The following is a 25,028-nucleotide window of genomic DNA, read 5'->3' as shown; positions in this document are numbered from 1 at the left end:
GGGAGGCCGCAAGGGTCCGGGCGATCACGGGGTCCGCGAAACGCACTTCCTGCAACTACCCGGCATTCCAGGGACGGCGGCGTTTCGCCACAGAACAAAAGCGCAGCGGGTCGCAGTTTCCGAGAGGGCGTGTTAAATGAACAAATCAGAATTCGTGGGCGCGATCGCCGACGCCGCCGAGATGACCAAGGTCGACGCGGCCAAGGCCGTCGATGCGATGATCGAAGTGATCACCAAGGCGCTGAAGAAAGGCGACACTGTCTCGCTGGTCGGCTTCGGAACCTTCGCCGTGCGCAAACGCGCCGCCCGCACCGGCCGCAACCCGCGCACCAACGAAGCCATCAAGATCAAGGCCTCCAAGAATCCGGCCTTCAAGGCTGGCAAAGCCCTGAAGGATGCCCTAAACTAATTGGCTCCCGCGAGGGGTGCTTAGCTCAGCGGTAGAGCGTCTCCCTTACACGGAGAGGGTCGGGGGTTCGAAACCCTCAGCACCCACCAATACCGTGGAGTGGTAGTTCAGTCGGTTAGAATATCGGCCTGTCACGCCGAGGGTCGCGGGTTCGAGTCCCGTCCACTCCGCCACGTTTCAAAGGGCGCCGCATCAGGCGCCCTTTTTTCTATCTGGCCGGGCAGCCCACCGTCCGACCGGAAACGCGCCAGACTGGCGCAGGTTGCGGCGCAACCACGCTGCGGCTGGTCTCCACCTAAAAGTTCAGGCAAGCCTCCCATGCTGCAATCACTGCGAGACAAGACCTCCGGACTGATAGCCAAGATCGTGCTCGGCGCGCTGATCTTCGTGTTCTCGTTCTTCGGCATCGAGTCGTATTTCCAGGGACGCAACGAAACCTGGGTGGCCAAGGTCGACAAGACCGAGATCTCGCCGGACCAGTTCCGCGAAGCCTTCCAGAACTACCGCCAGAACATGATGGCGCGTTCCGGCGGCCAGCTGGATCCGGCCCTGCTGGAACGGCCGGAGATCAAGCGCCAGGTGCTCGACACCCTGATCGACAGGCAGCTGCTGCTGGCCGCCAACGAGAAGCTCGGCATCGTCGTTCCCGATGACCGCGTGCGCGATCTGATCCGCAGCATTCCGCAGTTCCAGGTGGACGGCAAGTTTGACGAAGCCAGCTACATCGCCCTGCTCGCCGGTATCCGCAAGACGCCGGTGGCGTTCCAGGAAGAGCAGCGCCAGCAACTGGCGGCCAATGAGCTGCCGACCCTGATCGGCACCATCGGTATTGTCACGGCCAAGGAAATCGACGCACATATCCGCCTGCGCGACCAGACCCGCGACCTGCGCACCCTGACCCTGCCCAAGCCTGCCGGCGAACCCAAGATCGAGGACGCGGAAGTCGAGGCCTTCTACAAGTCCAACACCGCGGACTACATGACGCCGGAGCAGGTCGCGCTGGAGTACGTCGAACTCAAGGCTTCCGATCTCAAGATCGACGAGACGCCCGACGACAGCGTGCTGCGCGAACGCTACGAACAGGAAAAGGCGCGCTATCTCACGCCGGAGCAGCGCCTGGCCTCGCATATCCTGATCTCGGCCAAGGGCGGCGACGCCGACGCGCAGAAGGCTGCCCTGGCCAAGGCCCAGGAAATCGCCAAGAGCGCGCGCGAGGGCAAGGATTTCGCGGCCCTGGCCAAGCAATCCTCCGAAGACCTGGGCTCCAAGAGCCAGGGCGGCGACCTGGGCTGGCTGGAGCCCGGCGTGACCGACGCGGCCTTCGATGCGGCCCTGTTCGCGCTGAAGAAGGGCGAGATCTCCGAGCCGGTGCTGTCGGCCGAGGGTTATCACGTGATCCAGCTGCGCGATGTGCGCGAGCGCAAGGAAAAGTCCTTCGACGAAATGAAGCCGGAGCTGGCCAAGGCCTACCTCGAAACCGAGCGTGAGAGCCAGTTCAACAAGCTCGCCGGCAACGTGGTCGACGTCGCCAGCAACGATTCGGGTTCGCTGGAACCTGCCGCCAAGGCGGCCGGCGTCGCGGTGCAGAAGACGCCGCTGTTCGGCCGCGGCGGCGGCCCCGGCATCGCTGCCAATCCGAATGTGATCAAGGCCGCCTTCTCCGAGAGCGTGCTGATCGAAAGCAACAATTCCGACCTGATCGACCTGGGCCCGGACCACAAGGCCATCGTGCGCCTGGCCGAGCACAAGCGCAGCGAGCCGCGGCCGCTGGAGGAAGTGCGCGAGGAAATCCGCACCCGCCTGGTCAAGCAGGCCCTGGCCAAGCAGGCGCGTGAACAGGCCGATGCGCTGCTGGCCCGCCTGCGCAAGGGCGAGACGCTGGAACAGCTCGCGACCGAACTCAAGCTCAGCGTGGCCGAGGCCAAGGGCACCGGCCGCGGCGCTGCCAATGTCGATTCGCGCATCATCGCCGCCGCGTTCAAGCTGCCGCGTCCGGCCGAAGGCAAGCCCGAATACGGCCAGGTCTCGCTGATCGAAGACGCCTACGCCCTGTTCGCCGTGGACAAGGTCACCGACGGCGATGTGGCCAAGGTCGACGACGCCGGCCGCGAAGCCGTGCGCAGCCAGCTGCAGAACCTGGAAGCCATGGCCAGCACGCGCGAATTCATCGAATCGCTGCGCAAGGTGGCCAAGATCCAGGTGGCCGAGGATCGCCTGCAGTAAGGCGTTCCAGGCTCCGCCCGCGTGAAGAAAAAGCTGCCTACGGGCGGCTTTTTCGCTTTCGGGAACCGAGCCGCCCGCGCCAGCTCTTGCAGCACTGCGCGGCATCCGGTGCACACGGAATTCGCGGCGGCCGCGGAAGCTGGCGTCAGGCGCACAGCGCGCTGCGCGGACGCCGGACTGCAGGCCGCCGGTGCATGCAGGGAAAGCCGATGCCGCTGCGTTTCTTTGGAAGAAGCCGGAACGGCGCATGGATCGCTTCCGCGCCGCAAGCGTGGCTGCGCCGCCGCCGCTTCGTCATCGACGGACACTAGCGCGCGCTACGCCGCCCAACAAAAAAGCTGCCTCGCGGCAGCTTTTTCGCAGTACATACGCTGGCGGACGCTCAGATGCCGGTCATGCCGAGGATGTTGTAGCCCGAGTCCACGTAGGTGATCTCGCCGGTCACGCCGGAAGCCAGGTCCGAGCACAGGAAGGCGGCGACATTGCCGACTTCGTCGATGGTCACGCTGCGGCGCAGCGGCGCGTGTTCCTCGACGTGGTCGAGCATCTTGCGGAAGTTGGAGATGCCGGCGGCGGCCAGGGTCTTGATCGGACCGGCCGAGATCGCGTTCACGCGCGTGCCGTCCGGGCCGAGATTGAAAGCGAGGTAGCGCACGCAGGCTTCGAGGCTGGCCTTGGCCAGGCCCATCACGTTGTAGTTGGACAGCGCGCGCTCGGCGCCGAGATAGCTCAGGGTCAGCACCGAGCCGCCGCGGCCCTGCATCAGCGGACGCGCCGCCTTGGCCAGCGCAGCCAGGCTATAGCTGGAAACGTCATGGGCGATGCCGAAGTTCTCGCGCGTGAGGCCGTCGAGGAAGCCGCCCTGCAGCGCTTCGCGCGGGGCGAAGCCGACCGAATGGACGAGGATGTCGAAGCCGTCCCAGTGCTTGCCCAGTTCGCTGAACAAGGTGTCGATCTCGGCGTCGCTGGACACGTCGCAGGGCAGGACTATGTTGCTGCCGAAGGCGCTGGCGGCCTCGTCGACGCGGTCGCGCAGGCGCTCGTTCTGGTAGGTGAAGGCCAGTTGGGCCCCTTCGCGATGCATCGCATTGGCGATGCCCCAGGCGATGGAGCGTTGGCTGGCGATGCCGACGATCAGCGCCCGCTTGCCGTGCAAGAAACCCATGAAACCTCCCGACTTGATGAAATCTGCAGTGCAACGCCGGAGTGTAGCGGTTTGGCTGGATCCCTGCCCGAACGCCCGTTTGGCTGCGCGGCGTGCGGCGCACCTTCAGTCCACGGCCTGGATGAAGAGCTTCTGGCCGGGCTTAAGCTGAGATTTCTCGCTCAGTCCGTTCCAGCGGCGCAGATTGGCGACGCTGACTTTGTGCGCCTTGGCCAGTGTCCACAAATTGTCGCCGCTCTTGACCGTGATGGTGCTGGCCTCGCCGCGGCGCTGCGCTTCCGGCGACAGCGGCACCGGCGGCGGCGTGCCCACGTTCTTGCCCAGGGCCGAGGGCAGGAACACCGTCGTGCCGGCGGCAAATTCCTTGGCCGGATGCGTGCCGTTGGCGGCGCCGACCAGATCTATGGGCACGGCTGCCGCGCCGGCCAGTTCCTCCACGCCGCGCGGCTCGCGCAGCTTGACTGCGTCCCAGGTGCTCCAGGCCGCCGGAGCCAGTTGCGTGTAGCGCTGCTGGAAGCGCGACAGCGCCGGCTTGGGCAGCAGCAGGTGCATGGGCGAGGACGCGGAGATGCGGGCCTGGCGGTGGCCGGCGTTGTAGCGGCGCAGGGTGTCCTCGGGCACTTCGGCCAGGCGCGCGGCGACGCGGATGTCGATGGGCGCGGTCAGCGCGACGCGCACCAGATGATCGTCGGCCGAAGGTTCCGGCAGGGTCACGCCGAAGCGCGCGGGGTCGTTGATCACGCAGCCCAGCGCGAGCAGCTTGGCCAGGTGCTCGTGCGTCACCGGCGACAGCTTGAGCTGGGCGATTTCCTCCCGGCTCATGGTGCTGCGGTTTTCCTGCAGCAGTTTCTTGACCCGGTATTCGCCGGCGTTGAACGCCATGTCGACCAGGCGCCAGTCGCCGAACTCGTCCTGGTAGCGCTTGAGCATGCCGACCGCGGCGGTACTGGACGCCCAGGCATCCAGACGGCCGTCGTAATGCGGCGAAAGCTGCAGGCCCACGCTGCGTGCGGTGTCGGGCATGAACTGCCAGATGCCGGCCGGTGCGCCGCTGCGGCCGGCGACCGGCTCGTAATGGCTTTCCAGATACGGCAGCAGGGCGAACTCGCCCGGCAGGTTCTGTTGCTCCAGTTCGTCCAGCACCAGCATCAGGAAGGGCAGGGCGCGCTTGAGCGAGGCGGCGAAGCGGTCCGGTCCCTGGGTATAGGTGCGCGCCCAGCGCTGCACGGCCGGGCTGTATTCGCAGCCGGGCATGGCAAAGCGCGTGCGCAGGCGCTTCCACAGCGAGGCGACATCGTCATCGGGCGCGGCCTTGCTGGCCCCGCCCAGGTTTAGGTCAGGCACCGGCGCCAGCGGTACGTCGAGCTTCTGCGGCGGCCCCACGCGCAAATCCAGCGGCGGCAATGTGCCCACGCTGGTGATCGCGCTGTTTTCCGGCGCAGGCCGCGGCGTGCTGGCACAGGCGGCCAGCAACAACGCCGGCAACAGGCCGGCCAGTGGACGCAGGATGGGCTTCACCATAGCGCGGGCAGGCGGAACTGGTCCTTGCCGCGGCGCAGGGCGGCGAAGCGCTCCACGCGCGCGCCGGGCGCGATACCGTGGCTGTGCAGGCCCCAGTCGATGACCTCGGGCATGTCCACGCGCAGGAAGGGATTGGTGGCGCGCTCCAGGCCTATGCTGGTGGGCAGGCTGGGCTGGCCGCTGGCGCGCAGCGCACGCACCTGGCGTATGCGTTCCTGCAGCGCCGGGTTGGCCGGTTCCACCGTCGCCGCGTAGGCGCAGTTGGACCAGGTGTACTCATGCGCGCAGTACACCGCCGTCTCCGGCGGCAGCGCGGCCAGGGTGTCCAGCGAGGCCAGCATCTGCGCCGGCGTGCCTTCGAACAGACGGCCGCAGCCGACGCTGAACAAGGTATCGCCGCAGAACACCAGGCCGCCGCCGTGGTAGCCGACATGGGTGCGGGTATGGCCCGGCAGGGCCAGCACCTGCAGCCGCAGCGAGGGCGTGGCCAGGTCGATATGGTCGCCGCCGGCCACGCGGCGGGTGGCGTGCGGGATGCGTTCGTCGTCCGGCGCGTACACGTCCACGGCGTAGCGTTCGCACAGCGCGGCCACGCCGCCGATATGGTCGGGATGATGATGCGTCAGCAGGATGGCGCGCAGCGCCAGTCCGTGCGCCTGCAGCGCGGCCAGCACCGGCGCCGCGTCGCCCGGGTCGACCGCCACCGCGTTGCCGGCGTGGTCGTGGACCAGCCAGAGGTAGTTGTCGTCGAAGGCGGGCAGGGCCAGTATGCGGATCACGAAATCGGCTGAGGCGGTTTGGGACGCGCGACTATAGCCGCGCGTCCCGCAAACCTCGTTAAGCCGGTTTAACGCGGCCGGCGCGCCGCGCAGGACAAGCTGCGGCGACTTAGGCAAAATCCCTCTCCCCGCCTGTGCCCGAACTATGCTCCCGCAGCCTCATACCCTGTTCCAGACCGCGCCCCTGCGCGCGTTGCTGAGCCACGAGTTCGCCGCGCTCGCGCCCGAATGCGCCGGCGTGTTCGGACGCCAGGGGCTGTTCATCGGCTGCGGGGCGGGATTGGCGGCTCATCTGAGTACACCGATGCTCGGCAGGCGCGTGGGGTTGCAGGTGCGGGATGCCGGACACCTCGGCGGCGATGTGGAATGCGCCCCGGCGGAGCTGCCTTTCGCCGACGAAAGCTTCCGCCTGGTGGTGCTGCAGCATGCGTTCGAGCTGATCGACGATCTCGCCGGCTTGCGCGAGGAAGTCGTGCGCGTGCTGGAGCCCGGCGGCGTGGCCATGATCTGCGGTTTCGCCCCCTACGGCGCCTGGCGGCCCTGGCTGCTGTGGCAGGGCCGCAATGCTGCCGCGCTGAACTGCGTCTCCGCCGCCGGCTGGCGCCGCGCCCTGGCGGTTGCCGGCGTCGATACCTATGCGCAGCGGCGCGTGGGGCCGGCGCGTCTCGCCGCCGGCCTGCCGCTGCCGCCGCTGTTGCGGCCGAGCTGGCTGCTGCTGGCACGCAAGCGCGGCCAGGCCGCGCGTCTGCGCGCGCAGACCATCGCACTGCGTCCACGCGGCGTGCGCACGCGCCTGGCTTCCGGCGCGCAGCGGGCTTCCGCATGAGTGCGGCGGCGGTGGTCGAGGTATTCAGCGACGGCGCCTGCCTGGGCAATCCCGGTCCCGGCGGCTGGGCTGCGTTGTTGCGTTATGGAAATGTTGAAAAAGTAATTTCCGGCAGCGAACGCGATACCACCAACAACCGCATGGAGCTGATGGGCGCTATCGCCGCGCTGGAGCAGCTCACCCGGCCCTGCCGCGTGCACATCACCACCGATTCGCAGTACGTCAAGCAGGGCATGCAGCAGTGGCTGCCGCGCTGGCAGGCCAACGGCTGGCGCACTGCGGACAAGAAGCCGGTCAAGAACCAGGATCTGTGGGAGCGTCTGGCCAAGGCGGTCGCGCGCCATCAGGTGGAATGGTTCTGGACCCGCGGCCATGCCGGCCATCCCGACAACGAACGTGTGGACCGGGCTGCCCGCCTGGCCGCCGAACGCCAGACCCAGGACGCCTGATGCGCCAGATCGTGCTCGATACCGAAACCACCGGCCTGGAAGCCGCCCGCGGCCACCGCCTGATCGAACTGGGCTGTGTGGAACTGCTGGCGCGGCGGGTCAGCGGCAGCCATTTCCACCACTACCTCAATCCCGAACGCGATATCGACGCCGGCGCCCAGGCCGTGCACGGCATCAGCATCGAGTTCCTGGCCGACAAGCCGCGCTTCGCCGACGTGGCCGACGAGTTCCTCGCTTACATCAAAGGGGCGGAACTCATCATCCACAACGCGGCCTTCGACCTGGGCTTCCTCGACGCCGAGCTGGCGCGGCTGGGGCCGTCCTACGGCCGCATCAGCGACTACTGCACGGTGCTGGATACCCTGGCTCTGGCGCGCGAGACCTATCCCGGCCAGCGCAACAGCCTGGATGCGCTGTGCAAGCGCCTGGACATCGACAACAGCCACCGCGAGCTGCACGGCGCCCTGCTGGACGCGGAGATCCTCGCCGACGTCTACCTGGCCCTGACCGCCGGCCAGGGCGCGCTGGATTTTTTCGCCCCCGAGGCCGATACCTCGACCGACCGGGCCGCCGCCGCACAGCTGTCCCTGGGCGAGCGCCCGCCGCTGCGCGTGCGTTTTGCCGATGCGGCCGAGCTGGCCGCGCACGAGGCGCGCCTGGCCGCCATCGACAAGGCCAGCAAGGGCGGCTGCGTCTGGCGCCGCATCGAGGCCGTCGCCGCCGCCTGATGTCACGGCGGCGCGCCGTTTTGCGTGTTCCCCGATCAGGCGGCCGAGCCGGCCGCCGCGTGGCATAATCGGCCCGCGCGCCCCGCTGCTGCCAGGGCGCCCGCCTGAATGGGGAGTTCGGCGATGAGAATGCGTACGTGGATGCTTGCCGTGTGCGTCGTTCTGCTGCCGGCCGGCGCTTTCGCCGCCGGCGCGGTGGAGGCGATCGCCGCGCACAGACACCTGGGCGTGGCCAGCTGTTCCAACAGCGTCTGCCACGGCGCCTCGCAGGTGTTCCGCGATTCGCACGTGATGCAGAACGAATTCGCGGTGTGGCAGGAAACCGACCCTCACGCCAAGGCCTACGCCCTGCTGGAACAGCCGGCCTCGCGCGAGATCGCGCGCAAGCTCGGCCTGGGCAGTGCGACCGAGGCGAAGATCTGCCTGGACTGCCATGCCGACAACGTGCCGGCGGCCCAGCGCGGCGAACGCTTCCAGCTCAGCGATGGCGTCGGCTGCGAGGCCTGCCACGGCGGCGCCGAACAATGGCTCAACGCCCATGCGGACAAGAGCGTCGCCCATGCCGACAACCTGGCCAAGGGCATGTACGCGACGGATGATCCGGTACGGCGCGCGGAACTGTGCCTGTCCTGCCATATGGGCACCAAGGACCGCATGATCACCCACCGCATCATGGGCGCCGGCCACCCGCGCCTGACCTTTGAACTGGACACCTTCACCTGGCTGGGCCGGCCGCACTATGCCATCGACGCGGACTGGATCCAGCGCAAGGGCGAATTCAGCGGCGTGCGCGACTGGGCCGTGGGGCAGGGCGTGGCCGCGGCCAACCTGCTCGACCAGCTGGCCGATCCGCACGCGGGCTGGCAGGGCATCTTCCCTGAGCTGGTGCTGTTCAACTGCTTCGCCTGCCACAAGCGCATGTCGGACAAGAGCTGGGGGCCGCGCCAGGGCACCGGCCTGGGGCCGGGCGTGGTGCGTCTGTATGACGCCAATCTGGTGATGTTCCGCCACGTGCTGGCGGCGGTGGACAAGCCGGCCCAGGCGCGCCTGCTCAACGAGACCCGCGCCCTGCACAAGGCCACTACCGAATCGCGCGAAGCCACCCTGGCTGCGGCCCGGCGCCTGCGCGCCAGCCTGGCCGAGCTGTTGCCGCGGGTGGCGCAGCATCGTTTCGATGGCGGCAGCCTCAATGCCATCCTGGCCGATATCGAGGCCGATGCCGCGCGCGGCGAATACCGCGATTACGACGCGGCCGAGCAGGCGGCCATGGCAGCTCAGTCGGTGATCGTCGCGTTCGAGAATTCCGGCGCCATCGACAAGGCCCGCGCGGACGCGCTCAAGGCCAGACTGGACGGCGTCTATGCCGTGCTCAAGAACGAGAACGGCTATTCCATGGGCAGTTTCCAGACCGCGCTGAAGGCGTTGAAGACTGGCGCACCGTGAAGGCGCTTGCGCGCGGCCGGCAGCGGCCGTGCGCAAGCACATCCCTGGCGGTGGACTTTGGCGTCGGCCTCGCGGCAGCGCGCACGCGGTGGCCACAGTCCGATCGGGTCCGGCTGCCGCATGCGCAACTTGACGCGCAAGGAAAATGACAGGCGTTGGGTCAGCGCGGCCCCGGAACTCCGCGCAGGTGCGGTATCGGCGTGCCGGGTCAGCGCCGGCGGATCAGCACCACGGTGACATTGTCCGAACCGCCGCCGTCCAGCGCGGCGAGGATCAGGTGATCCACGCATTCCTGCGCGGAAAGATCCGCCCGCGCCAGGATGCTCTCGATCTGCGCATCTTCCACTTCTTCGGTCAGGCCGTCGCTGCACAGCAGGATCTGCATGCCTGGCTGCAGGGTGCCGGTGATGGTTTCCACGCGCAGGCTCTGCGGATCGGTCACGCCCAGGGCCTGGGTGACCACGTTGCGGTGCGGATGGGTGCGCGCCTGTTCGGCGGTGATCGCGCCCTGTTCGATCAGCTCCTGCACGTAGGAGTGATCCTGCGAAAGTTGCTTGAGTGCACCGTTCCAGACATAGACGCGGCTGTCGCCGACCCAGGCCATGTCGAAGCTGTCGCCATTGACGCTGACCGCCGCCACCGTCGTGCCCATGGGCAGGGCTTCGGCGCGCTTGCTGGAGTGGCGGATGATCTCTTCGTCGGCCAGCTGGATGGCGCGGCCTATGGCCGTGCCTTTGCGCACTTCGTCGATCAGCGTGTCGCGGGCGATGGCGCTGGCGACTTCGCCATGCTCGTGCCCGCCCATGCCGTCGGCCACCAGCCACAGGCCCAGTTCGGGATCGGCGTAGTAGGTGTCTTCGTTGTGCTCGCGGCGCAGGCCGACGTGGGAGCTGTGTCCGAATTCGATCATGCGCGAAGCCTGGTCTCGTGTAGCGGTGGCCATCGCCAGACGCAGCGCGCCGGCTCTTGTATAACGGCGGCGCATGCGAAAAACGAACTGGGCATAGCATGCCGCCGGAAACAGTGGGTAGGCAAGCGGGATGCGGACTTGCGTCCAACTCCTGAGACAGGAATACGGAATTCGGTGCGCGACCGGGTCACTGCGGCGGCGGCAGCGCGGCCGATGACGGGCAGCTTGTATCTGTTGCGCTTAGCTCGTACTATTCGCGCCCCTCGCCGTGCCACCGGCAGGGCCGGTCCCCGCGACCGACAGTTCAGGAGAGGTGGCAGAGTGGTCGAATGTACCTGACTCGAAATCAGGCGTATGTGTAAGCATACCGTGGGTTCGAATCCCACCCTCTCCGCCAGCAACGCCGCAGACGCCCCCTCGTGGGGCGTCTGCGTTTCTGCGCCGCGCCGCCGGGTTTCGGCTACGCTCGCCCTTTGCCCTCACGGAATTCCCCCATGTCGCTGATCACCACGCCGATTTCCCATGGCGAACTGATCGACAAGATCACCATTCTGGAGATCAAGTCCGAACAGATCACCGATCCGGCCAAGCTGGCCAATGTGCGCAAGGAGCTGGACCTGCTCAACCAGGTCTGGCAGGCCGACCCCGCCGCCGCCGTGGACATCGCCGCCCAGCGCCGCCGGCTCAAGCAGGTCAACCAGGCGCTGTGGGATATCGAGGACCGCATCCGCCTCAAGGAAAAGTCCCAGGCCTTCGACGCGGAGTTCATCGAACTGGCCCGCGCCGTGTATTTCCAGAACGACGACCGCGCTGCGATCAAGCGCGAAATCAACCTCATGCTGGGCTCGCAGCTGATCGAGGAAAAGTCCTACCAGAACTACAAGAGCTGAGATTCGGGATTGGGGATTCGTGACAGTGGAGCGCGGCCGACCGGTTCCGGTTTGGACCAATCTTCAATCCCGAATCACGCATCTCCGCGTAGCGAAGCAAAAGCCTCGAAGCGTTCCAGCACGTCGTCGACGGCAATCAAGTCCATCACGCCCTCGTGCTCGATCTTCGTGCCCCAGCGCAGTTCGCTGGCGGGCTTGCCGCGGAAGCGGCGTGCGGCGGCGTCGTAGCGGTCCACGCACCAGCGCCGCTCGCTGTAGGGGCCGGAGCGGTGCGGATTGCTGGCGGCATGCAGGCCCAGCACCGCCGTGCCCATGGCATTGGCCAGGTGCATGGGGCCGGAATCCGGCGTGAGCACCAGATCCGCCCTGGCCAGCAGCGCGAGCAGCTGTTTCAAGGTGTCCTTGCCGATCAGGTCCAGCGGACGCTCGCGCACATGGCCGAGGATGGCATCGCCGAATTCCCGTTCGTAGGCGCTGGGGCCGCCGCACAGCACCACGCGCCAGCCGCGCGCGGCGGCATGGTCCATCGCTGCGGCATAGCGCTGCGGCTGCCAGTTGCGCAGGCGGTGGCTGGAGCAGGGGCTGACCAGCAGGGTCGGCACGGTGCCGGGCAGGTGCTGCTCGGCGAATTCCCGCGCCGCCTCGGGCACGGGCAGGTCCCAGCGCACTTCGGTCTGCTTCAGGCCCAGCGGCTCGACGAAACTGCCCAGCGCGTCCAGCACGTGCTCGCCGCTGCGCGCGGGAATGCGCTGGTTGATGAACAGGCCGTGGCCGTCGCGCGAACGGGCGCGGTCGTAGCCGATGCGCCGGCGCGCGCGGATCAGGCCGCTGAGCAGGTTGGACCGCAGCGCCACCTGCATATGCAGCAGCGCGTCGAAGCGGCGCCCGCCCAGGGCGCGGCGCACCGCGGCATAGCCCTGCCAGCCCTTGCCCTTGTCGAAAATGATGAATTCGACGCCGGGAATGTCGCCGACCAGCTTGTGCTCCAGCTTGCCGACGATCCAGATCAGCGCGGTCTGCGGCCAGTGCTGCTGCAGGGTGCGCACCAGCGGTACCACATGGCTGACGTCGCCCAGCGCCGAAGTACGCAGCAGGCACAAGGTTTCAATAGGCGTTGCTGCCGGGCTGGACATGCGGGTTGCTAGAATGCCGGGTGATAACGATGGTAAGGACGAGCGCGGCGGTGGCCGCGACGCAGGCGATGAACGAAGCGGCACTCAAGACGGCTGGCGCCGGCGCGATTCTGTGCGACGGGTCGATCGCGGCACAAGTCGGGGCGGACTGGTTCGATCCGGACTACTGGCGCGCGCGCAGCGGCGCACAGGCGCCGCGCGGCGGCCGCGGTGCGGCCTGGCTGGTGCAGACGCCGGCCGGCGAGGCCGTGCTGCGCCACTACCGCCGCGGCGGTGCGCTGGCCCGCCTGCTCGGCGACCGCTATCTCTGGAACGGTGCCGAGCGCACCCGGCCCTTTGCCGAATTCCGTCTGTTGCAATGGCTGCAAACGCAGGGCCTGCCGGCGCCGCAGCCGCTGGCCGCGCGCTACCTGCGCCAGGGTCCGTTCTACCGCGCCGATCTGCTCATGCGCCGCATTCCCGGCGCCGAGACCCTGGCCCAGCGCCTGGCCCGCGGCACGCTGGATGCCGCCGGCCTGGCCGCCGTCGGCGCCACCATCGCGCGTTTCCATGCCGCCGGCGTCTGGCATGCGGACCTGAATGCGCATAACGTGCTGCTGAACGCGGCCGGCGTGCACCTGATCGACTTCGACCGCGGCCGCCGGCGTGCGGCCGGCGCCTGGGCGGCGCAGAATCTGGCCCGGCTGCGCCGCTCCCTGCTCAAGCTGGGCGCGGCGCCGTCCGGCGAGGCGGAATTCGAGCAGCGTCTGTGGCAGCCCTTGCAGCAGGCCTACGCGGCCGCAACTACCCAGCTGGCAGCGCCGGGCGCCGGCGGCAGGAAAACGACATGACTCTGGCCTTGCAGTTTCTCGGCGTCGGTTCGTCCCAGGCGGTGGAGCTGGGTTCCTCCGGCGCGGTGCTGGAGCGCGACGGCCGGCCGCTGCTGCTGATCGACTGCGGCCCGGAGACGCTGAGCCGCTATCTGGAGCGCTACGGCAGCGTGCCGCAGGCGATCTACGTCACACATACCCATCTGGACCACGTCGGCGGCTTCGAGCGCCTGTTCACCAAGATCTATTTCGACCCGGACGCGCGCGGCCGCGTGCGCGTGTTCGCCCATGCCGCGCTGGTGCCGCTGCTGCAGGCGCGCATCGCCGACTATCCCAATGTGCTGGCCGAAGGCGGGGCGAATTTCTGGGATGCCTTCCAGCTGCTGCCGGTATCGCGCGGTTTCTGGCTGGATCAGCAATGGTTCGACGTATTCCCGGTGCGCCACCATGCACCGGACACGGCCTTCGCCCTGGCCCTGCGCGGCAGTTTCGTCTGGACCGGCGATACCCGGCCCATCCCGGAGATGCTCAGCCGCTACGCCTGCGCCGGCGAACTGGTCGCGCATGATTGCGGCCTGGTCGGCAATCCCTCGCATACCGGCATCGAGGACATCGAGCGCGAATACGCTGCCGAACTGCGCGCGCGCCTGGTGCTGTACCACTACGGCAGCGCCGCCGACGGTGCCGCGCTGGCATCGCGCGGCTATCGCATCGCGCGGCCGGGCGAGCGCTTCGTGCTGTCGCCGGGGCAGCCGGCGCGCGCTGCCGACGGCGGCTTGCGGGCGGTGCAGTGAATACGCCCATTCCGCTGCGCCTGATCGCGCCGGCACCGGCGGACCGCTGGGGCCGCGGCCTGACCGACCTGCGCATTTCCGTGGTCGACCGCTGCAATTTCCGCTGCCCGTACTGCCTGCCCGAAGACCAGTATCCCGAGCACCATCAGTTCCTCGATCGCCAGGCGCGGCTTTCGTTCGAGGAAATCCAGCGCCTGGCGCGCATCTTCGCCGGCCTGGGCGTGAACAAGATCCGCCTGACCGGCGGCGAACCGCTGCTGCGGCGCGAGCTGCCGCTGCTGGTGGGCTGGCTGAAGAACATCGACGGCATCCGCGACATCGCCATGACCAGCAACGGCGTGCTGCTGCCGCGCTTCGCCGCGGCCCTGCGCGAGGCAGGGCTGAGCCGCATCACGCTGAGCCTGGACAGCCTGGATCCGGCAGTGTTCCGCCATCTGTCCGGCAACCGCGGCGAAGTCGGCGAGGTGCTTGCGGCCATCGCCGCTGCCGAAGCCGCCGGCTTTGGCGCGCTCAAGCTCAACTGCGTCGTCCAGCGCGGCATCAACGACGCCGGCGTGCTCGATCTGGTCGAGCATTTCCGCGGCACGCCGCATGTGCTGCGCTTCATCGAATACATGGACGTGGGCACGCTCAACGGCTGGCAGCGCGACCGCGTCGTACCCAGCGCCGAGCTGGCCGCACGCATTCATGCGCGCTGGCCGCTGGAGGCGGTGGAGCGCGCACAGCGGCACGACGTGGCCGAACGCTACCGCTTCGTCGACGGCGGCGGCGAGGTCGGCTTCATCAGCTCGGTCAGCGCGCCGTTCTGTGGCGACTGCACCCGCGCGCGGCTGTCGGCCGATGGGAAATTGTATACCTGCCTCTTCGCCGCCGAAGGCCACGACCTGCGCGCGCTGCTGCGCGAAGGACTGGACGATGCCGCCATCGCCGCAGCCATCGCCGGCCACTGGCGCCGGCGCGAGGACCGCTACAGCGAGCGCCGCGCCGAGCTGCGCGCCGCCGGCGCCGAAGAACGTGTGGAAATGTTCGCCATTGGAGGTTGATCGCTTGGATACCCGACTCAGCCACCTCGACGAGTCCGGCCGCCCGCGCATGGTCGATGTCGCCGACAAGGCGGCGACCCGGCGCAGCGCGACGGCGCGCGCGCTGGTGCGTTTTCCGGCCGAGGTCGCGGCTGAATTGCAGCGCACCGGCCTGCGCGGCAAGAAGGGCGCCATCATCGATACCGCCATCGTTGCCGGCACGCTTGCGGCCAAGCGCACGCATGAGCTGATCCCGTTCTGCCACCCGCTGGCGCTGGAGCGCTGCGATTTCGCCATCGAGTTCGTCTCGGCGACCGAGCTGGCCATACGCTGCGAGGTCGGCATCACCCACAAGACCGGCGTGGAGATGGAAGCGCTGACCGGCGCCAGCGTCGCCGCGCTCACCGTCTACGACATGTGCAAGGCGCTGAGCCACGAAATCGTGATCGCCGAGGTGAGCCTGCTGGCCAAGTCCGGCGGCCGGCGCAATGTCGGCGCCGCCGAAGGAGAGGAATGAACTACCGCCTGCTGTATTTCGCCAGCCTGCGCGACCGCGCCGGCTGCGCCGCCGAAGCCGTCGAGTCCGATGCCGCGGATCCGCGCGCGCTGTATGCACAGATCGCCGCGCGGCATCGCCTGGAACTGGCGCCGGAGAAGCTGCGCGTGGCCGTCAACGGCGAGTTCGCCGCCTGGGACCGCGTCCTGGCCGACGGCGACGAGATCGCCTTCCTGCCGCCGGTGTCCGGCGGATGAGCGCGTTCCGGCTGGCGGAAATCCCCATCGACGGCGCCGCACTGGGGCGCGAGCTGGCCAGCGCCAGCGCCGGCGCCTGCGTCAGCTTCGAGGGCTGGGTGCGCAATCACAACCAGGGCAAGGCGGTGCAGCGTCTGGCCTACCAGGCTTATCCGGCGCTGGCCCTGGCCGAAGGCGAGCGCATCCTGGCCGAGACTGCCGCGCGTTTCGCAATCGAGCAGGCGCTGTGCGTGCACCGGGTCGGCGACCTGGCGATCGGTGATCTCGCAGTCTGGGTCGGCGTCAGCGCGGCCCATCGCGACGCGGCCTTCGCCGCCTGCCGCCACGTCATCGACGAAATCAAGGCGCGCGTGCCGATCTGGAAGAACGAGTTCTATGCCGACGGTTTTTCCGGCTGGCTACACCCGGACGGATCGCCCGTTGCCGAATGAGCTTGTCTGCGCGGGGGCTTCCTAGTATTCTCCGCGCCCCGCGTGCGGCCTCATGGATGGGTCAACCGGCGCGGGTTGGAGAGATGTCCGAGTGGTTGAAGGAGCACGCCTGGAAAGTGTGTATACGGCTTATCCCCGTATCGAGGGTTCGAATCCCTCTCTCTCCGCCAGTTTTTCGTCAGAAGTTCCGCGAGCCGCGCATTGCGCCTCGCCTCCGCTTTATGGCGACTCCGTCGGTCCTCTCGCGACGATAGCTTGCAAACCCCGCCAGGCCCGGAAGGGAGCAACGGTAGTGAGTGATTCGGGTGCCGGGATGTGGCTGGCGGAGTTGCCGCTCCGGTCAGACCTTTGCGAGCGAAAGCGTTTTCGCTCCCGCGCCCTGCTGCTCATCCCCTGATTCCGCCAAGCGCCCCTTGACTCAAGGGGGCTCCGGAAGCCAAGGCGCAGTGCCATTAATCCGGGGTTTCCTGGAATCGACCTGATGAACCGATGGCAGCTGCGCGATGGCGCTGGCTGGGCCTGCGCTTTGTGCCTGCAGGGGATTCGGGCGTTCCGCGTTCCCTGCCGGCGCATGGCACAATCGGCGCTTGGCTCGAAGGAAACGGCATGTCGTATCAAGTCCTCGCGCGCAAGTGGCGTCCCCGGCGGTTCAGCGAGCTGGTGGGCCAGGAACACGTGGTGCGCGCGCTTTCCAATGCGCTGGACGGCGGGCGTCTGCATCACGCCTTCCTGTTCACCGGTACGCGCGGCGTGGGCAAGACCACCATCGCGCGCATCTTCGCCAAATCGCTCAATTGCGAACGCGGCCAGTCCTCGCAGCCCTGCGGCGAATGCCGCGCCTGCCTGGACATCGACGCCGGCCGCTTCGTCGATCTGCTGGAAATCGATGCCGCCAGCCACACCGGCGTGGACGATGTGCGCGAGATGATCGAAAGCGCGCAGTACACGCCGGCGCGCGGGCGGCAGAAAGTGTTCCTGATCGACGAAGTGCACATGCTGTCCAAGAACGCCTTCAACGCGCTGTTGAAGACGCTGGAAGAGCCGCCGGCGCACGTGAAATTCCTGCTCGCCACCACCGACCCGCAGAAGCTGCCGGTGACGGTGCTGTCGCGCTGCCTCAAGTTCAATCTCAAGCGTCTGCTGCCGGAACAGATCGGCGCGCAGATGCGGCATATCCTTGATGCGGAACAGGTCGGCTTCGACGCCGAGGCGATCCAGGCCCTGGCCAAGGGCGCCGACGGTTCGCTGCGCGACGGGCTTTCCCTGCTGGACCAGGCCATCGCCTACGGCGGCGGCAGCGTGCGCACGGACGATGTGCGCGCGATGCTGGGCACGATCGAGCGCGCCCAGGTCGGCCGCCTGCTGACCGCGGTCTGCGCCAACGACGGCAATGCGCTGTTCGCCGAAGTGGCCAAGCTGGCCGAGTTCGCGCCGGATTTCGGCCTGGTGCTGGACGATCTGGCCGGCCTGCTGCACCGCATACAGCTGCGCCAGCTGGTGCCGGATTACCTCCCGGCTGACAGCGCCGACGCCCAGGACGTGGCCCAGTTCGCCCAGTCCCTGGCGCCCGACGAGGTGCAGCTGTACTACCAGCTCTGCATTAGCGGCCGGCGCGACCTGGCCCTGGCGCCGACGCCGCGTGCCGGCTTCGAGATGGCGCTGCTGCGCCTGCTCGCCTTCGGGCCGGCGGGCGAGGGCGGCGGCAATACCGGTGGCAGCGGTGGCGGCAGCAGCGGCGGCGGGGCGAATCCCGGACCGCGCAGCGGCGCCGCCGCGGCGGCCGCAGCTATCGCAGCGATTCCCGCGGCGCGGGCGCAGGAGCCTGCCGGTAGCTATGCCGTCACGGCTACGGTGCCGTCGCAGCCCGTAGCACAGGCCGGTACGGCGATGCCGGCCAGTCCGCCCACGGCTGCGCCGGCCGCTCCGGTATCGGATCTGCCGCCGCTGCGGCAGGCCCAGGTTGCTGCAGCGCTGCCGGATACCGTGGCCGCAATGCAAACCACGCCGCCCCCGCCGCTGCCGCGCGAGCCGGTTGCGCCGTTCACGCCGCCCGTAATCGATGTGCTGTCGCAGGCGGTCAGCCCGCCGCGTGCTGAAGCGCAGCTCCAGCGCAGCGACGCGGCTGAACTGGCTGGCGAGATCCACGTGCCGCGCGCGGCCGGCATCGGTTCTTCCGGCCAAACGTCCGCCGCACCCGGCGAGTCCATCGCGCCGCGCAGTGCAGCCGTCGCGTCCGGCGTGTCGCGCAACGAATTTGCCGCTTACGACGAGGCCGCCACATGGCGTAGCGACGTTGCCGCGCGCGGCGAGTCCATGGCATCACGCGGCGAAGCCGCCGCGTCCGGCGTACCGGCCGCCAGTGGCCTGGTCGAGATCGAACCGCGCGACTGGCCGCTGCTGATCGAGCGCGCCGGCCTGCGCGGCCCGGTCGGCCAGCTGGCCCAGCATGCGGTGCTGGTCGCGGTGGAGGGAAATACCCTGCGCCTGGCCTTGAAAGCCGAACACGATCACCTGAATTCAGCACCGATGGTCGCCATGCTGCAGGAGAAACTGGCCGCCGCGACCGGCAGGCCGCTGCGCTGTGTGTTCGAGCTGGCCCGCGGCGGCATGGAGACGCCGGCGGAGCAGAACGCGCGCCAGCGCAATGCACGCCAGCTGCAGGCCGAGCAGGACATGGAGCAGGACCCTTTCGTCCAGGCCGCGATGCGCGAGCTGGGCGCGCGCCTGGTGCCCAATTCGGTGCGCCTGCCGGAATCCGCGCCGCCGGTCTGAGCGGTTCGGCGCAATTGAGAATTCTGTAATTTTTTATCTGGAGCCAGTCATGCGTGGACCCCTAGGCAACATCATGCAGCAAGCGCAGCGCATGCAGGAGAACCTGAAGAAGGCGCAGGAAGAGATCGCCAAGCTCGAAGTCACCGGCAGTGCCGGCGGCGGCCTGGTCAGCGTGAGCATGAACGGCCGCCACGAAGTGCGCCGCGTCAACATCGACCGCAAGCTGCTGCAGGACGATCCGGAAATGGCCGAGGATCTGGTCGCCGCCGCCTTCAACGACGCTGCCAACAAGCTCGCCGCGGAAACCCAGGCGCGCATGGCCGGCGTCGCCGGCGGCATGAACCTGCCGCCGGGCTTCTCGCTGCCGTTCTGAAGCCATGAGCACCGGTTCGGCCCTGCTGGCCGAGTTGATCGAGGCCCTGCGCTGCCTGCCGGGCGTGGGCGCCAAGAGCGCCCAGCGCATGGCCTTCCACGTACTGGAGCGCGATCGCGCCGGTGCACGCCGTCTGGCCGAGCGGCTGGGCGCGGCGGTGGAGCGCATTGGCAACTGCCGGCGCTGCCGCGGCTTCAGCGAGACCGAGATCTGCAGCCTGTGCGCCAACAGCGGGCGCGATGCCAGCCTGCTGTGCGTGGTTGAAAGCCCGGTGGATCAGGCCGCGGTCGAAGTCGCGACCGGTTTCCGCGGTCATTACTTCGTATTGCTGGGCCGGCTGAGCCCGCTGGACGGGCTGGGCCCGCGCGAGCTGGGCCTGGATCTGTTGGCCGAACGCCTGCGCGAGGGCGAGGTGAAGGAGCTGATTGTGGCGACCAATCCCACGGTCGAAGGCGAGGCCACCGCCCATCTGCTGTCGCAGCTCGCGCGCGAGGCCGGCGTGCGCGCAACCCGCCTGGCCCACGGCGTACCGCTGGGCGGCGAACTGGAATTCATCGATCGCGGCACCCTGGCACATGCCTTCGGCAGCCGTCAGACCCTCACCTGAAGGAGCGGCAATGAGCGACACCATCTTCGGCAAGATCATCCGGCGCGAGATTCCGGCCGATATCGTCTACGAGGACAACGAGCTGATCGCGTTCAAGGACATCAGCCCGCAGGCGCCGGTACATGTGCTGTTCGTGCCCAAGACGCCGATCGCCACGCTCAACGACGTGGCCCCGGCCCAGGCCGAGCTGGTCGGCAAGCTGTTTCTCGCCGCCGCCGCCTACGCGCGCCGCGAAGGCTTTGCCGACGACGGCTACCGCTGCGTGATCAACTGCAACAGCCACGGCGGCCAGACCGTGTTCCAGCTGCATCTGCACCTGCTCGCCGGTCAGGCGCTGCGCGGCGGTTTCGCCTGAGGCATCCAGGCCGCCGCGATCGCTGCGGCGGCCTTTTCAGATTGAAACGGGCAGGTCGGGGGCGTTGGCCCGCTGCCGTGCGACGGCGCTGTTCAGTGCCGGTGCCCGCGATGCGAATGGATGATGTACACCGGCGGACCAAATGGCCGCGACCAGAACGGATCCCAGCCGAACGGCCCGTACGGATACCAGGGATCGGCGTAGCGGTCGTAGGCAGCGGGTTCGCGCCACAGATAGATCACATCGGCGGCGACGCGCGGATAGCGGTAGTCGTACTCGCCGACCTTGCGCAGTTCGCTGCCGTCTATGCGGCCGGTCACGGTGATCTCGCGGCCCGGTTCGAACACGGCCGGATCGTAGAAGCCGGCGCGGCAGGCCAGGAAACGGCCGCCCGATTCGTCGCGCCGGCCCGGCCGCGAACTGCTGTCCAGCGGCCGTGCCAGCACTTCAAAACAGGTGCGCTGGGCCTCGGTGTCCACGCGGATGATTTCGCCGCCCCAGCGCACCTTCTGCGCCGCCGCGCCTTCCTGGCTGGGCAGGGTGGCGGCGTAGTCGCCCTGCAGGGGTTTGGGGACGGTGGCGCAGCCGGCCAGGGCGGTCAGCGCGAGGGCGGGCAGAACGAGCGGGAATCGCATGGCGGGCTCCTGTAGACGCACAGGTGTGCGACGTTGCAACTGGGGGCGGCGTTGCACTTCGCCAGCCATCTTAGCGCGCCGGTTCAGCCGGAGTTGCGGCGCGGGCGGAAGCGCCGCGCGGCCTGGGCGAAGCGCCGGCTTTCCGCCGCATCGGCATCGCGCCGGGCGTAGCGCAGCCGGATGTAGTCGGCGAACAGGGGCTCCAGCTCCGCCGCGGACTGCGGCAGGGCCGCACGCAGGCGCTGCAGATAGGCGGCCGGCCCTTCGTGTGCGGCGCGCTCGACCCCGGCGCGCTGCAGGCGCCGGCACAGTGCGGCGTAGGCGCGGTCGATGAGGTCCTGGCGGTCGCGGCCGGCGCGCAGCGCCCACCACAACGCGAACGCCAGCAGCAGCGAGGTGCCGATGGCGAAGGCCAGCGCCAGCTGATTCCAGTCTGCCTGGGCCACGCCGAACTGGCGCAGCAGGCCCTGCTGGCGCAAGGTGTCGAACTGCACCACGACCTCGTTCCACAGCTGGTTGACCAGATCCCAGCGGTCGCGCAGGGTCATCAGCCATTCCGAGCGGTACCAGCTGGTCTCCGCACCGCTGGCGGCGCGGCTGCCCAGGGAGACGCGCTCAGGCCGCACCGCTGCGGTGGGATCCATGCGTACCCAGCCGCGTTCGCCCAGCCAGACCTCGTTCCAGGCATGCGCGTCGGACTGGCGCACCAGCAGGTATTCCCCGGTCGGGTTCCAGAAACCGCCCTGGTAGCCGACGACGACGCGGGTAGGCACGCCGGCGCTGCGCAGCAGCACCGCGAAGGCGGAGGCGAAGTATTCGCAGTAGCCGGCCTTGGTCTCGAAGATAAAGTCGTCCATGCCGTTGCGCCCGAGCGGCGGCGGCGTCAGGGTGTAGCTGAACTCGTCGCGGAACAGCTTCATTGCTGCCGCGGCGATGCGTTCGGCGTTGTCGCCGTACTGCTCGCGCCATTGCGCGCCCAGCGCCTGCGCGCGCGGGTTGTAGCCGTAGGGCAGGGCCAGCGCATTCTGCCGCTGCGTCGGGTTCAGGCCGGCCAGGCGGAACTCCAGCGCCGAGCTCATGCTGAAGCGCTGCACCGCGCCTATGGGCCGGAAGCCGGTCAGGGTCAGGTCGACATTGCGCAGGAAGCGCTCCGGCGCCGCAGTGGGCACGTCCAGCGGGAACAGCCAGCGCTGCTGGGTCGGTTCCATGGTCACTTCGTAGTCGAGCGGCGCCGACAGCAGCTGCAGGTTGCTTTCCACCGGCCGGTGGGACGAGGAATCGGTGCGGGTCCAGTTCAGGCCGTCGAAACGGTTCAGCACCAGGCCGCGCCAGTAGCGCTGTTGCGGCGGCGGCGGCTGGCCCGTGGCGAACTGCACGCGGAAGGCCGGGCTGTCGTCGATCATCAGCGACTGGAACTGGCCCGGCGTCATGACTTCGCTGACGCCGGTGCGGGCGTCGAGGTTGTCCGGCGCGCCCCACAGCGGCTGGGCCAGGCGCGGCAGGAACAGGAATACGAGCAGGGTCAGCGGCACCGCCGCGGCCACGCTGAGGGCGATGGCGCGCGCGCCGCCGAGCAGCTCGCGGCCGAACAGCGGGCCGCGTCGTTCGCCGGGCGGGATTTCCAGTTCGCGCAGGCAGAGGAAGACCAGTCCCACCGCGACCGCCACGTGCAGCGCGCCGAGCAGGCCCTGGTCGAACAGCAGCGCGGCCATCAGGATAAAGCCGGCGAAGGTCAGCGCGGCGCGCGCATCGCGCACTTTTTCGCTTTCTCCCAATTTCAGCACCAGCATGCCGATGGCCAGCACGCTGCCCGGCTCCAGCCCCAGCACCGTACCGAACTGGGCGATCACCGCCACCGGCAGGCCCAGAGTCAGCGGCAGGCGCAGCCAGACCGGCATGGCGCCCAGGCCGGGCCGGTAGCTGCGCTGCAGCCAGCGGCCGCCGACCAGCAGCCCCGCGGCGAGGTTGGCCCATAGCGGCAGATGGCCCACATGCGTGCTCAGCACCAGCACGATGGTGAGGGTCAGCAGATCGAACTGGCGGCGGTCCAGGCGCATCAGAGCAGGGCCAGCTCGCGCAGGCAGCGGTAGGCGTGGGCGCTGCCCAGGTCCGGCCCCAGCTGCTGCCGCGGCAGGCGCAGGGTGTAGCGCACGCGCTGTTCCTCGGCCAGCAGCACCCAGCGCGCCAGGCGCGCGATGCGGGCTTCCAGGTCCAGCTGCGGCAGGCTGTCGAAATCCAGGATGCGCTCCGGGTTCTGCGGCAGTTCCGGATCGCGCACCAGCAGGCGGTCGTGGCGCGCGCTGGCCTTCCAGGCGATCAGGCGCAGCGGATCGCTGACGCGGTATTCGCGCAGCGCGCCGAACTCGTCGCCGCGCATGCGCACGCTGCCGGTGTCGGCCGCCTGCGGCTGCGGCGGCAGCGCACTGACGGCGGCCTCCGGACGCGGGAACACCAGTACCTGCTGCTGCGGATTGAGCCAGCTCCAGCAGCGGAACAGGCCGTAGGGCCAGGTGGTGAAGACCTTGATGCGCGGCAGGGTCATGTAGCCGCGGCGCTGCGTCGGCACCTGCAATTGCGCGCGCGGCAGGCTGTCGGCATCGCCGCGGATCACGCTGGCGGCCGCGCCCATGTTGATGCACAGCGTCTCGCGGCGGCGGCCGGCGGGATCGAATACCAGCGCCACGTCGAGCAGGTCGCCGGCGTAGCAGGGTTCGGCCTGTACCGCGCGCAGGCTCAGGCCGTCGAGGTTGCGGAAGCCGATCAGCACGCTGAGGAAGGCCGTCGCCGTCATCAGGCAGGTCAGCAGCAGGGCCGGATTGTTGTTGTAGTTCAGCGCGCCCAGCGCCATCACCACCAGCATGGAGCCGAACACCAGTCCGAACAGCGTCGGCAGCACGTAGATGCGGCGCCGGTCCAGCCGTATCGGCAGCGGTTCGGCGCGGCGCAGCCGGGTCAGCGCGGGCAGGCGGCGCTCGGCCAGGGCCAGCACTTCCTGCCAGCGGCGGCGCAGGGCGGCGCCGGCGTTCAACGCACCGGCACTTCGTTGAGCAGCGCGCGCGCCAGCTGCAGACGGTCGCGGGTGCCGGCGCCGGAAAGCGTGAGGCGATGCGCCGCCACCGGCACGAACACGGCCTGCACGTCTTCCGGCAGGCAGTAGCCGCGGCCGGCGACCAGGGCGTGCGAGCGCGCCGCCATCAGCAGCGCCAGGCCGGCGCGCGGCGACAGGCCGATGCGGATTTCCGCATGCGCGCGCGTAATGCTGATCAGCCCCTGCACGTAGTCGATCAGCGCGGGACTGGTGACCACCGCGCCGACATGCTCGCGCAGGGTCTGGATCTCCGCCGCGCTCATGCACGGCGCGAGCTTGGCGATGATCTGCTGGCGGTTGGCGGACGTGAGCAGCTCGCGCTCGGCCTCGCGGCTGGGATAGTCCAGGCTGATGCGCAGCAGGAAGCGGTCGAGCTGCGAATCGGGCAGGGGATAGGTGCCGGCCAGATCCAGCGGGTTCTGCGTTGCCACCACGAAGAATGGCGCCGGCAGCGCGTGGCTGCGGCCGTCGACCGTGACCTGCTGTTCGGCCATGGCTTCCAGCAGCGCGCTCTGGGTCTTGGGCGTGGCGCGGTTGATCTCGTCGGCCAGCACCAGCTGCGCGAACAGCGGGCCGGGATGGAATTCAAAGCGATTGTGGTCGCGCTCGAAGATGCTGACGCCGATAATGTCCGAGGGCAGCAGGTCGCTGGTGAACTGGATGCGTTGGAAGCTCAGGTCCAGCGTCGCGGCCAGGGCATGGGCCAGCGTGGTCTTGCCCACGCCGGGCAGATCCTCGATCAGCAGGTGGCCGCCGGCGAGCAGGCTGACGAAGGCGAGGTTGACCTGGCTCGCCTTGCCCAGCACCACGCTGTTCACCTGCGCCACCGCGCGATCGAGATTGGTGCGCAGTTCCGCAGGCAGTGCGACAGGCGTGTCGGGCATGGTCGAAGTCATCAGGGATCACCGGAGTT

Annotated in this window: 26 protein-coding genes, 4 tRNA genes and 1 other RNA gene; 22 read left to right on the top strand and 9 right to left on the bottom strand. The window is 68.8% G+C overall.

Annotated elements, in window-relative coordinates; all coding sequences use genetic code 11:
- Nucleotides 1–136 precede the first annotated feature (136 nt).
- The 4 genes from hbs (at nucleotide 137) to NM961_RS00775 (ending at nucleotide 2,632) form a co-directional block, all read left to right on the top strand.
- Nucleotides 137–409 carry a non-specific DNA-binding protein Hbs gene (gene hbs / locus NM961_RS00790; protein ID WP_255910270.1) on the top strand — a complete coding sequence of 91 codons (273 nt, stop codon included), beginning with the start codon at nucleotides 137–139 and terminating at the stop codon, nucleotides 407–409.
- Nucleotides 410–423: 14 nt separating this feature from the next.
- A tRNA-Val gene (locus tag NM961_RS00785) sits at nucleotides 424–498 on the top strand.
- 7 nt (nucleotides 499–505) lie between these two features.
- Nucleotides 506–582: transfer RNA gene (locus NM961_RS00780), tRNA-Asp, on the top strand.
- A gap of 145 nt (nucleotides 583–727) precedes the next feature.
- A complete protein-coding gene (locus tag NM961_RS00775; RefSeq protein WP_255910269.1) occupies nucleotides 728–2,632 on the top strand; it encodes a SurA N-terminal domain-containing protein in 1,905 nt (634 codons plus the stop codon).
- Nucleotides 2,633–3,014: 382 nt separating this feature from the next.
- Here NM961_RS00775 and NM961_RS00770 read toward each other — a convergent pair whose 3' ends face one another.
- The 3 genes from NM961_RS00770 to gloB form a co-directional block, all read right to left on the bottom strand.
- Entirely contained in the window at nucleotides 3,015–3,797 is a 783-nt protein-coding gene (locus tag NM961_RS00770; RefSeq protein ID WP_255910268.1) for an enoyl-ACP reductase FabI, read from the bottom strand.
- Nucleotides 3,798–3,902: 105 nt separating this feature from the next.
- Nucleotides 3,903–5,318: a transglycosylase SLT domain-containing protein gene (locus tag NM961_RS00765; RefSeq protein ID WP_255910267.1), complete on the bottom strand. Its 1,416-nt coding sequence runs from the start codon at nucleotides 5,316–5,318 to the stop codon at nucleotides 3,903–3,905.
- On the bottom strand, nucleotides 5,312–6,097 hold the full coding sequence (gloB, locus tag NM961_RS00760; protein ID WP_343231897.1) for a hydroxyacylglutathione hydrolase: 786 nt from the start codon (nucleotides 6,095–6,097) through the stop codon (nucleotides 5,312–5,314). The genes NM961_RS00765 and gloB overlap by 7 nt, the downstream gene beginning before the upstream one ends.
- Nucleotides 6,098–6,242: 145 nt before the next feature.
- Here gloB and NM961_RS00755 point away from each other — a divergent pair, with 145 nt between their 5' ends.
- The 4 genes from NM961_RS00755 (at nucleotide 6,243) to NM961_RS00740 (ending at nucleotide 9,543) form a co-directional block, all read left to right on the top strand.
- Nucleotides 6,243–6,923 carry a methyltransferase domain-containing protein gene (locus NM961_RS00755; RefSeq protein WP_255910266.1) on the top strand — a complete coding sequence of 227 codons (681 nt, stop codon included), beginning with the start codon at nucleotides 6,243–6,245 and terminating at the stop codon, nucleotides 6,921–6,923.
- Entirely contained in the window at nucleotides 6,920–7,372 is a 453-nt protein-coding gene (gene rnhA, locus NM961_RS00750; protein ID WP_255910265.1) for a ribonuclease HI, read from the top strand. Before NM961_RS00755 ends, rnhA begins: the two co-directional genes overlap by 4 nt.
- Nucleotides 7,372–8,100 carry a DNA polymerase III subunit epsilon gene (dnaQ, locus tag NM961_RS00745; RefSeq protein ID WP_255910264.1) on the top strand — a complete coding sequence of 243 codons (729 nt, stop codon included), beginning with the start codon at nucleotides 7,372–7,374 and terminating at the stop codon, nucleotides 8,098–8,100. The genes rnhA and dnaQ overlap by 1 nt, the downstream gene beginning before the upstream one ends.
- Before the next feature lie 123 nt (nucleotides 8,101–8,223).
- Complete coding sequence (locus NM961_RS00740) at nucleotides 8,224–9,543, top strand: cytochrome c family protein (protein ID WP_255910263.1); 1,320 nt, start codon at nucleotides 8,224–8,226, stop codon at nucleotides 9,541–9,543.
- 208 nt (nucleotides 9,544–9,751) lie between these two features.
- On the opposite strand, the gene NM961_RS00735 is transcribed toward NM961_RS00740, so the two are convergent.
- Nucleotides 9,752–10,453: a PP2C family protein-serine/threonine phosphatase gene (locus NM961_RS00735; protein WP_255910261.1), complete on the bottom strand. Its 702-nt coding sequence runs from the start codon at nucleotides 10,451–10,453 to the stop codon at nucleotides 9,752–9,754.
- Between the two features lie 307 nt (nucleotides 10,454–10,760).
- Here NM961_RS00735 and NM961_RS00730 point away from each other — a divergent pair.
- Together NM961_RS00730 and NM961_RS00725 are read left to right on the top strand one after the other, a co-directional pair.
- Nucleotides 10,761–10,850: transfer RNA gene (locus NM961_RS00730), tRNA-Ser, on the top strand.
- A gap of 97 nt (nucleotides 10,851–10,947) precedes the next feature.
- Nucleotides 10,948–11,343, top strand: coding sequence for a DUF6165 family protein (locus NM961_RS00725; protein WP_255910260.1), 396 nt, complete (start codon nucleotides 10,948–10,950; stop codon nucleotides 11,341–11,343).
- 74 nt (nucleotides 11,344–11,417) lie between these two features.
- Here the strand turns inward: NM961_RS00725 and NM961_RS00720 are convergent, their stop codons facing one another.
- On the bottom strand, nucleotides 11,418–12,476 hold the full coding sequence (locus NM961_RS00720) for a glycosyltransferase family 9 protein (RefSeq protein WP_255910259.1): 1,059 nt from the start codon (nucleotides 12,474–12,476) through the stop codon (nucleotides 11,418–11,420).
- Nucleotides 12,477–12,505: 29 nt separating this feature from the next.
- On the opposite strand from NM961_RS00720, the gene NM961_RS00715 reads away from it, so the two are divergent.
- The 12 genes from NM961_RS00715 (at nucleotide 12,506) to NM961_RS00660 (ending at nucleotide 20,392) form a co-directional block, all read left to right on the top strand.
- Entirely contained in the window at nucleotides 12,506–13,306 is an 801-nt protein-coding gene (locus NM961_RS00715; protein WP_343231896.1) for a 3-deoxy-D-manno-octulosonic acid kinase, read from the top strand.
- A complete protein-coding gene (locus tag NM961_RS00710) occupies nucleotides 13,303–14,079 on the top strand; it encodes an MBL fold metallo-hydrolase (protein WP_255910258.1) in 777 nt (258 codons plus the stop codon). The genes NM961_RS00715 and NM961_RS00710 overlap by 4 nt, the downstream gene beginning before the upstream one ends.
- Nucleotides 14,076–15,122, top strand: coding sequence for a GTP 3',8-cyclase MoaA (gene moaA, locus NM961_RS00705; RefSeq protein ID WP_255910257.1), 1,047 nt, complete (start codon nucleotides 14,076–14,078; stop codon nucleotides 15,120–15,122). Before NM961_RS00710 ends, moaA begins: the two co-directional genes overlap by 4 nt.
- Entirely contained in the window at nucleotides 15,112–15,618 is a 507-nt protein-coding gene (gene moaC, locus NM961_RS00700) for a cyclic pyranopterin monophosphate synthase MoaC (protein WP_439334181.1), read from the top strand. The genes moaA and moaC overlap by 11 nt, the downstream gene beginning before the upstream one ends.
- A complete protein-coding gene (moaD, locus tag NM961_RS00695) occupies nucleotides 15,615–15,854 on the top strand; it encodes a molybdopterin converting factor subunit 1 (RefSeq protein WP_255910255.1) in 240 nt (79 codons plus the stop codon). The genes moaC and moaD overlap by 4 nt, the downstream gene beginning before the upstream one ends.
- A complete protein-coding gene (locus tag NM961_RS00690) occupies nucleotides 15,851–16,285 on the top strand; it encodes a molybdenum cofactor biosynthesis protein MoaE (RefSeq protein WP_255910254.1) in 435 nt (144 codons plus the stop codon). The genes moaD and NM961_RS00690 overlap by 4 nt, the downstream gene beginning before the upstream one ends.
- Before the next feature lie 77 nt (nucleotides 16,286–16,362).
- Nucleotides 16,363–16,455: transfer RNA gene (locus tag NM961_RS00685), tRNA-Ser, on the top strand.
- Between the two features lie 61 nt (nucleotides 16,456–16,516).
- An RNA gene (ffs, locus tag NM961_RS00680) (signal recognition particle sRNA small type) lies at nucleotides 16,517–16,613 on the top strand.
- Nucleotides 16,614–16,891: 278 nt separating this feature from the next.
- Entirely contained in the window at nucleotides 16,892–19,057 is a 2,166-nt protein-coding gene (gene dnaX / locus NM961_RS00675; protein ID WP_255910253.1) for a DNA polymerase III subunit gamma/tau, read from the top strand.
- 49 nt (nucleotides 19,058–19,106) lie between these two features.
- Entirely contained in the window at nucleotides 19,107–19,430 is a 324-nt protein-coding gene (locus NM961_RS00670; protein ID WP_255910251.1) for a YbaB/EbfC family nucleoid-associated protein, read from the top strand.
- A gap of 4 nt (nucleotides 19,431–19,434) precedes the next feature.
- A complete protein-coding gene (gene recR / locus NM961_RS00665) occupies nucleotides 19,435–20,037 on the top strand; it encodes a recombination mediator RecR (protein WP_255910249.1) in 603 nt (200 codons plus the stop codon).
- A gap of 10 nt (nucleotides 20,038–20,047) precedes the next feature.
- Nucleotides 20,048–20,392 (top strand): histidine triad nucleotide-binding protein, encoded by a 345-nt coding sequence (locus NM961_RS00660; RefSeq protein ID WP_255910247.1) that lies wholly within the window; start codon nucleotides 20,048–20,050, stop codon nucleotides 20,390–20,392.
- A gap of 92 nt (nucleotides 20,393–20,484) precedes the next feature.
- On the opposite strand, the gene NM961_RS00655 is transcribed toward NM961_RS00660, so the two are convergent.
- From NM961_RS00655 to NM961_RS00640, 4 genes are all read right to left on the bottom strand, one after another.
- On the bottom strand, nucleotides 20,485–21,027 hold the full coding sequence (locus tag NM961_RS00655; RefSeq protein WP_255910246.1) for a Slp family lipoprotein: 543 nt from the start codon (nucleotides 21,025–21,027) through the stop codon (nucleotides 20,485–20,487).
- Nucleotides 21,028–21,110: 83 nt separating this feature from the next.
- Nucleotides 21,111–23,084 carry a transglutaminase TgpA family protein gene (locus tag NM961_RS00650; RefSeq protein ID WP_255910245.1) on the bottom strand — a complete coding sequence of 658 codons (1,974 nt, stop codon included), beginning with the start codon at nucleotides 23,082–23,084 and terminating at the stop codon, nucleotides 21,111–21,113.
- On the bottom strand, nucleotides 23,084–24,055 hold the full coding sequence (locus NM961_RS00645) for a DUF58 domain-containing protein (RefSeq protein ID WP_255910244.1): 972 nt from the start codon (nucleotides 24,053–24,055) through the stop codon (nucleotides 23,084–23,086). Before NM961_RS00645 ends, NM961_RS00650 begins: the two co-directional genes overlap by 1 nt.
- Nucleotides 24,052–25,011 carry an AAA family ATPase gene (locus NM961_RS00640; protein WP_255910243.1) on the bottom strand — a complete coding sequence of 320 codons (960 nt, stop codon included), beginning with the start codon at nucleotides 25,009–25,011 and terminating at the stop codon, nucleotides 24,052–24,054. The genes NM961_RS00645 and NM961_RS00640 overlap by 4 nt, the downstream gene beginning before the upstream one ends.
- Nucleotides 25,012–25,028 lie beyond the last annotated feature (17 nt).

Source organism: Tahibacter harae (assembly GCF_024437735.1).
Taxonomy (GTDB): Bacteria; Pseudomonadota; Gammaproteobacteria; order Xanthomonadales; family Rhodanobacteraceae; genus Tahibacter; species Tahibacter harae.
This window is presented reverse-complemented; position numbering and strand designations above follow the sequence as displayed.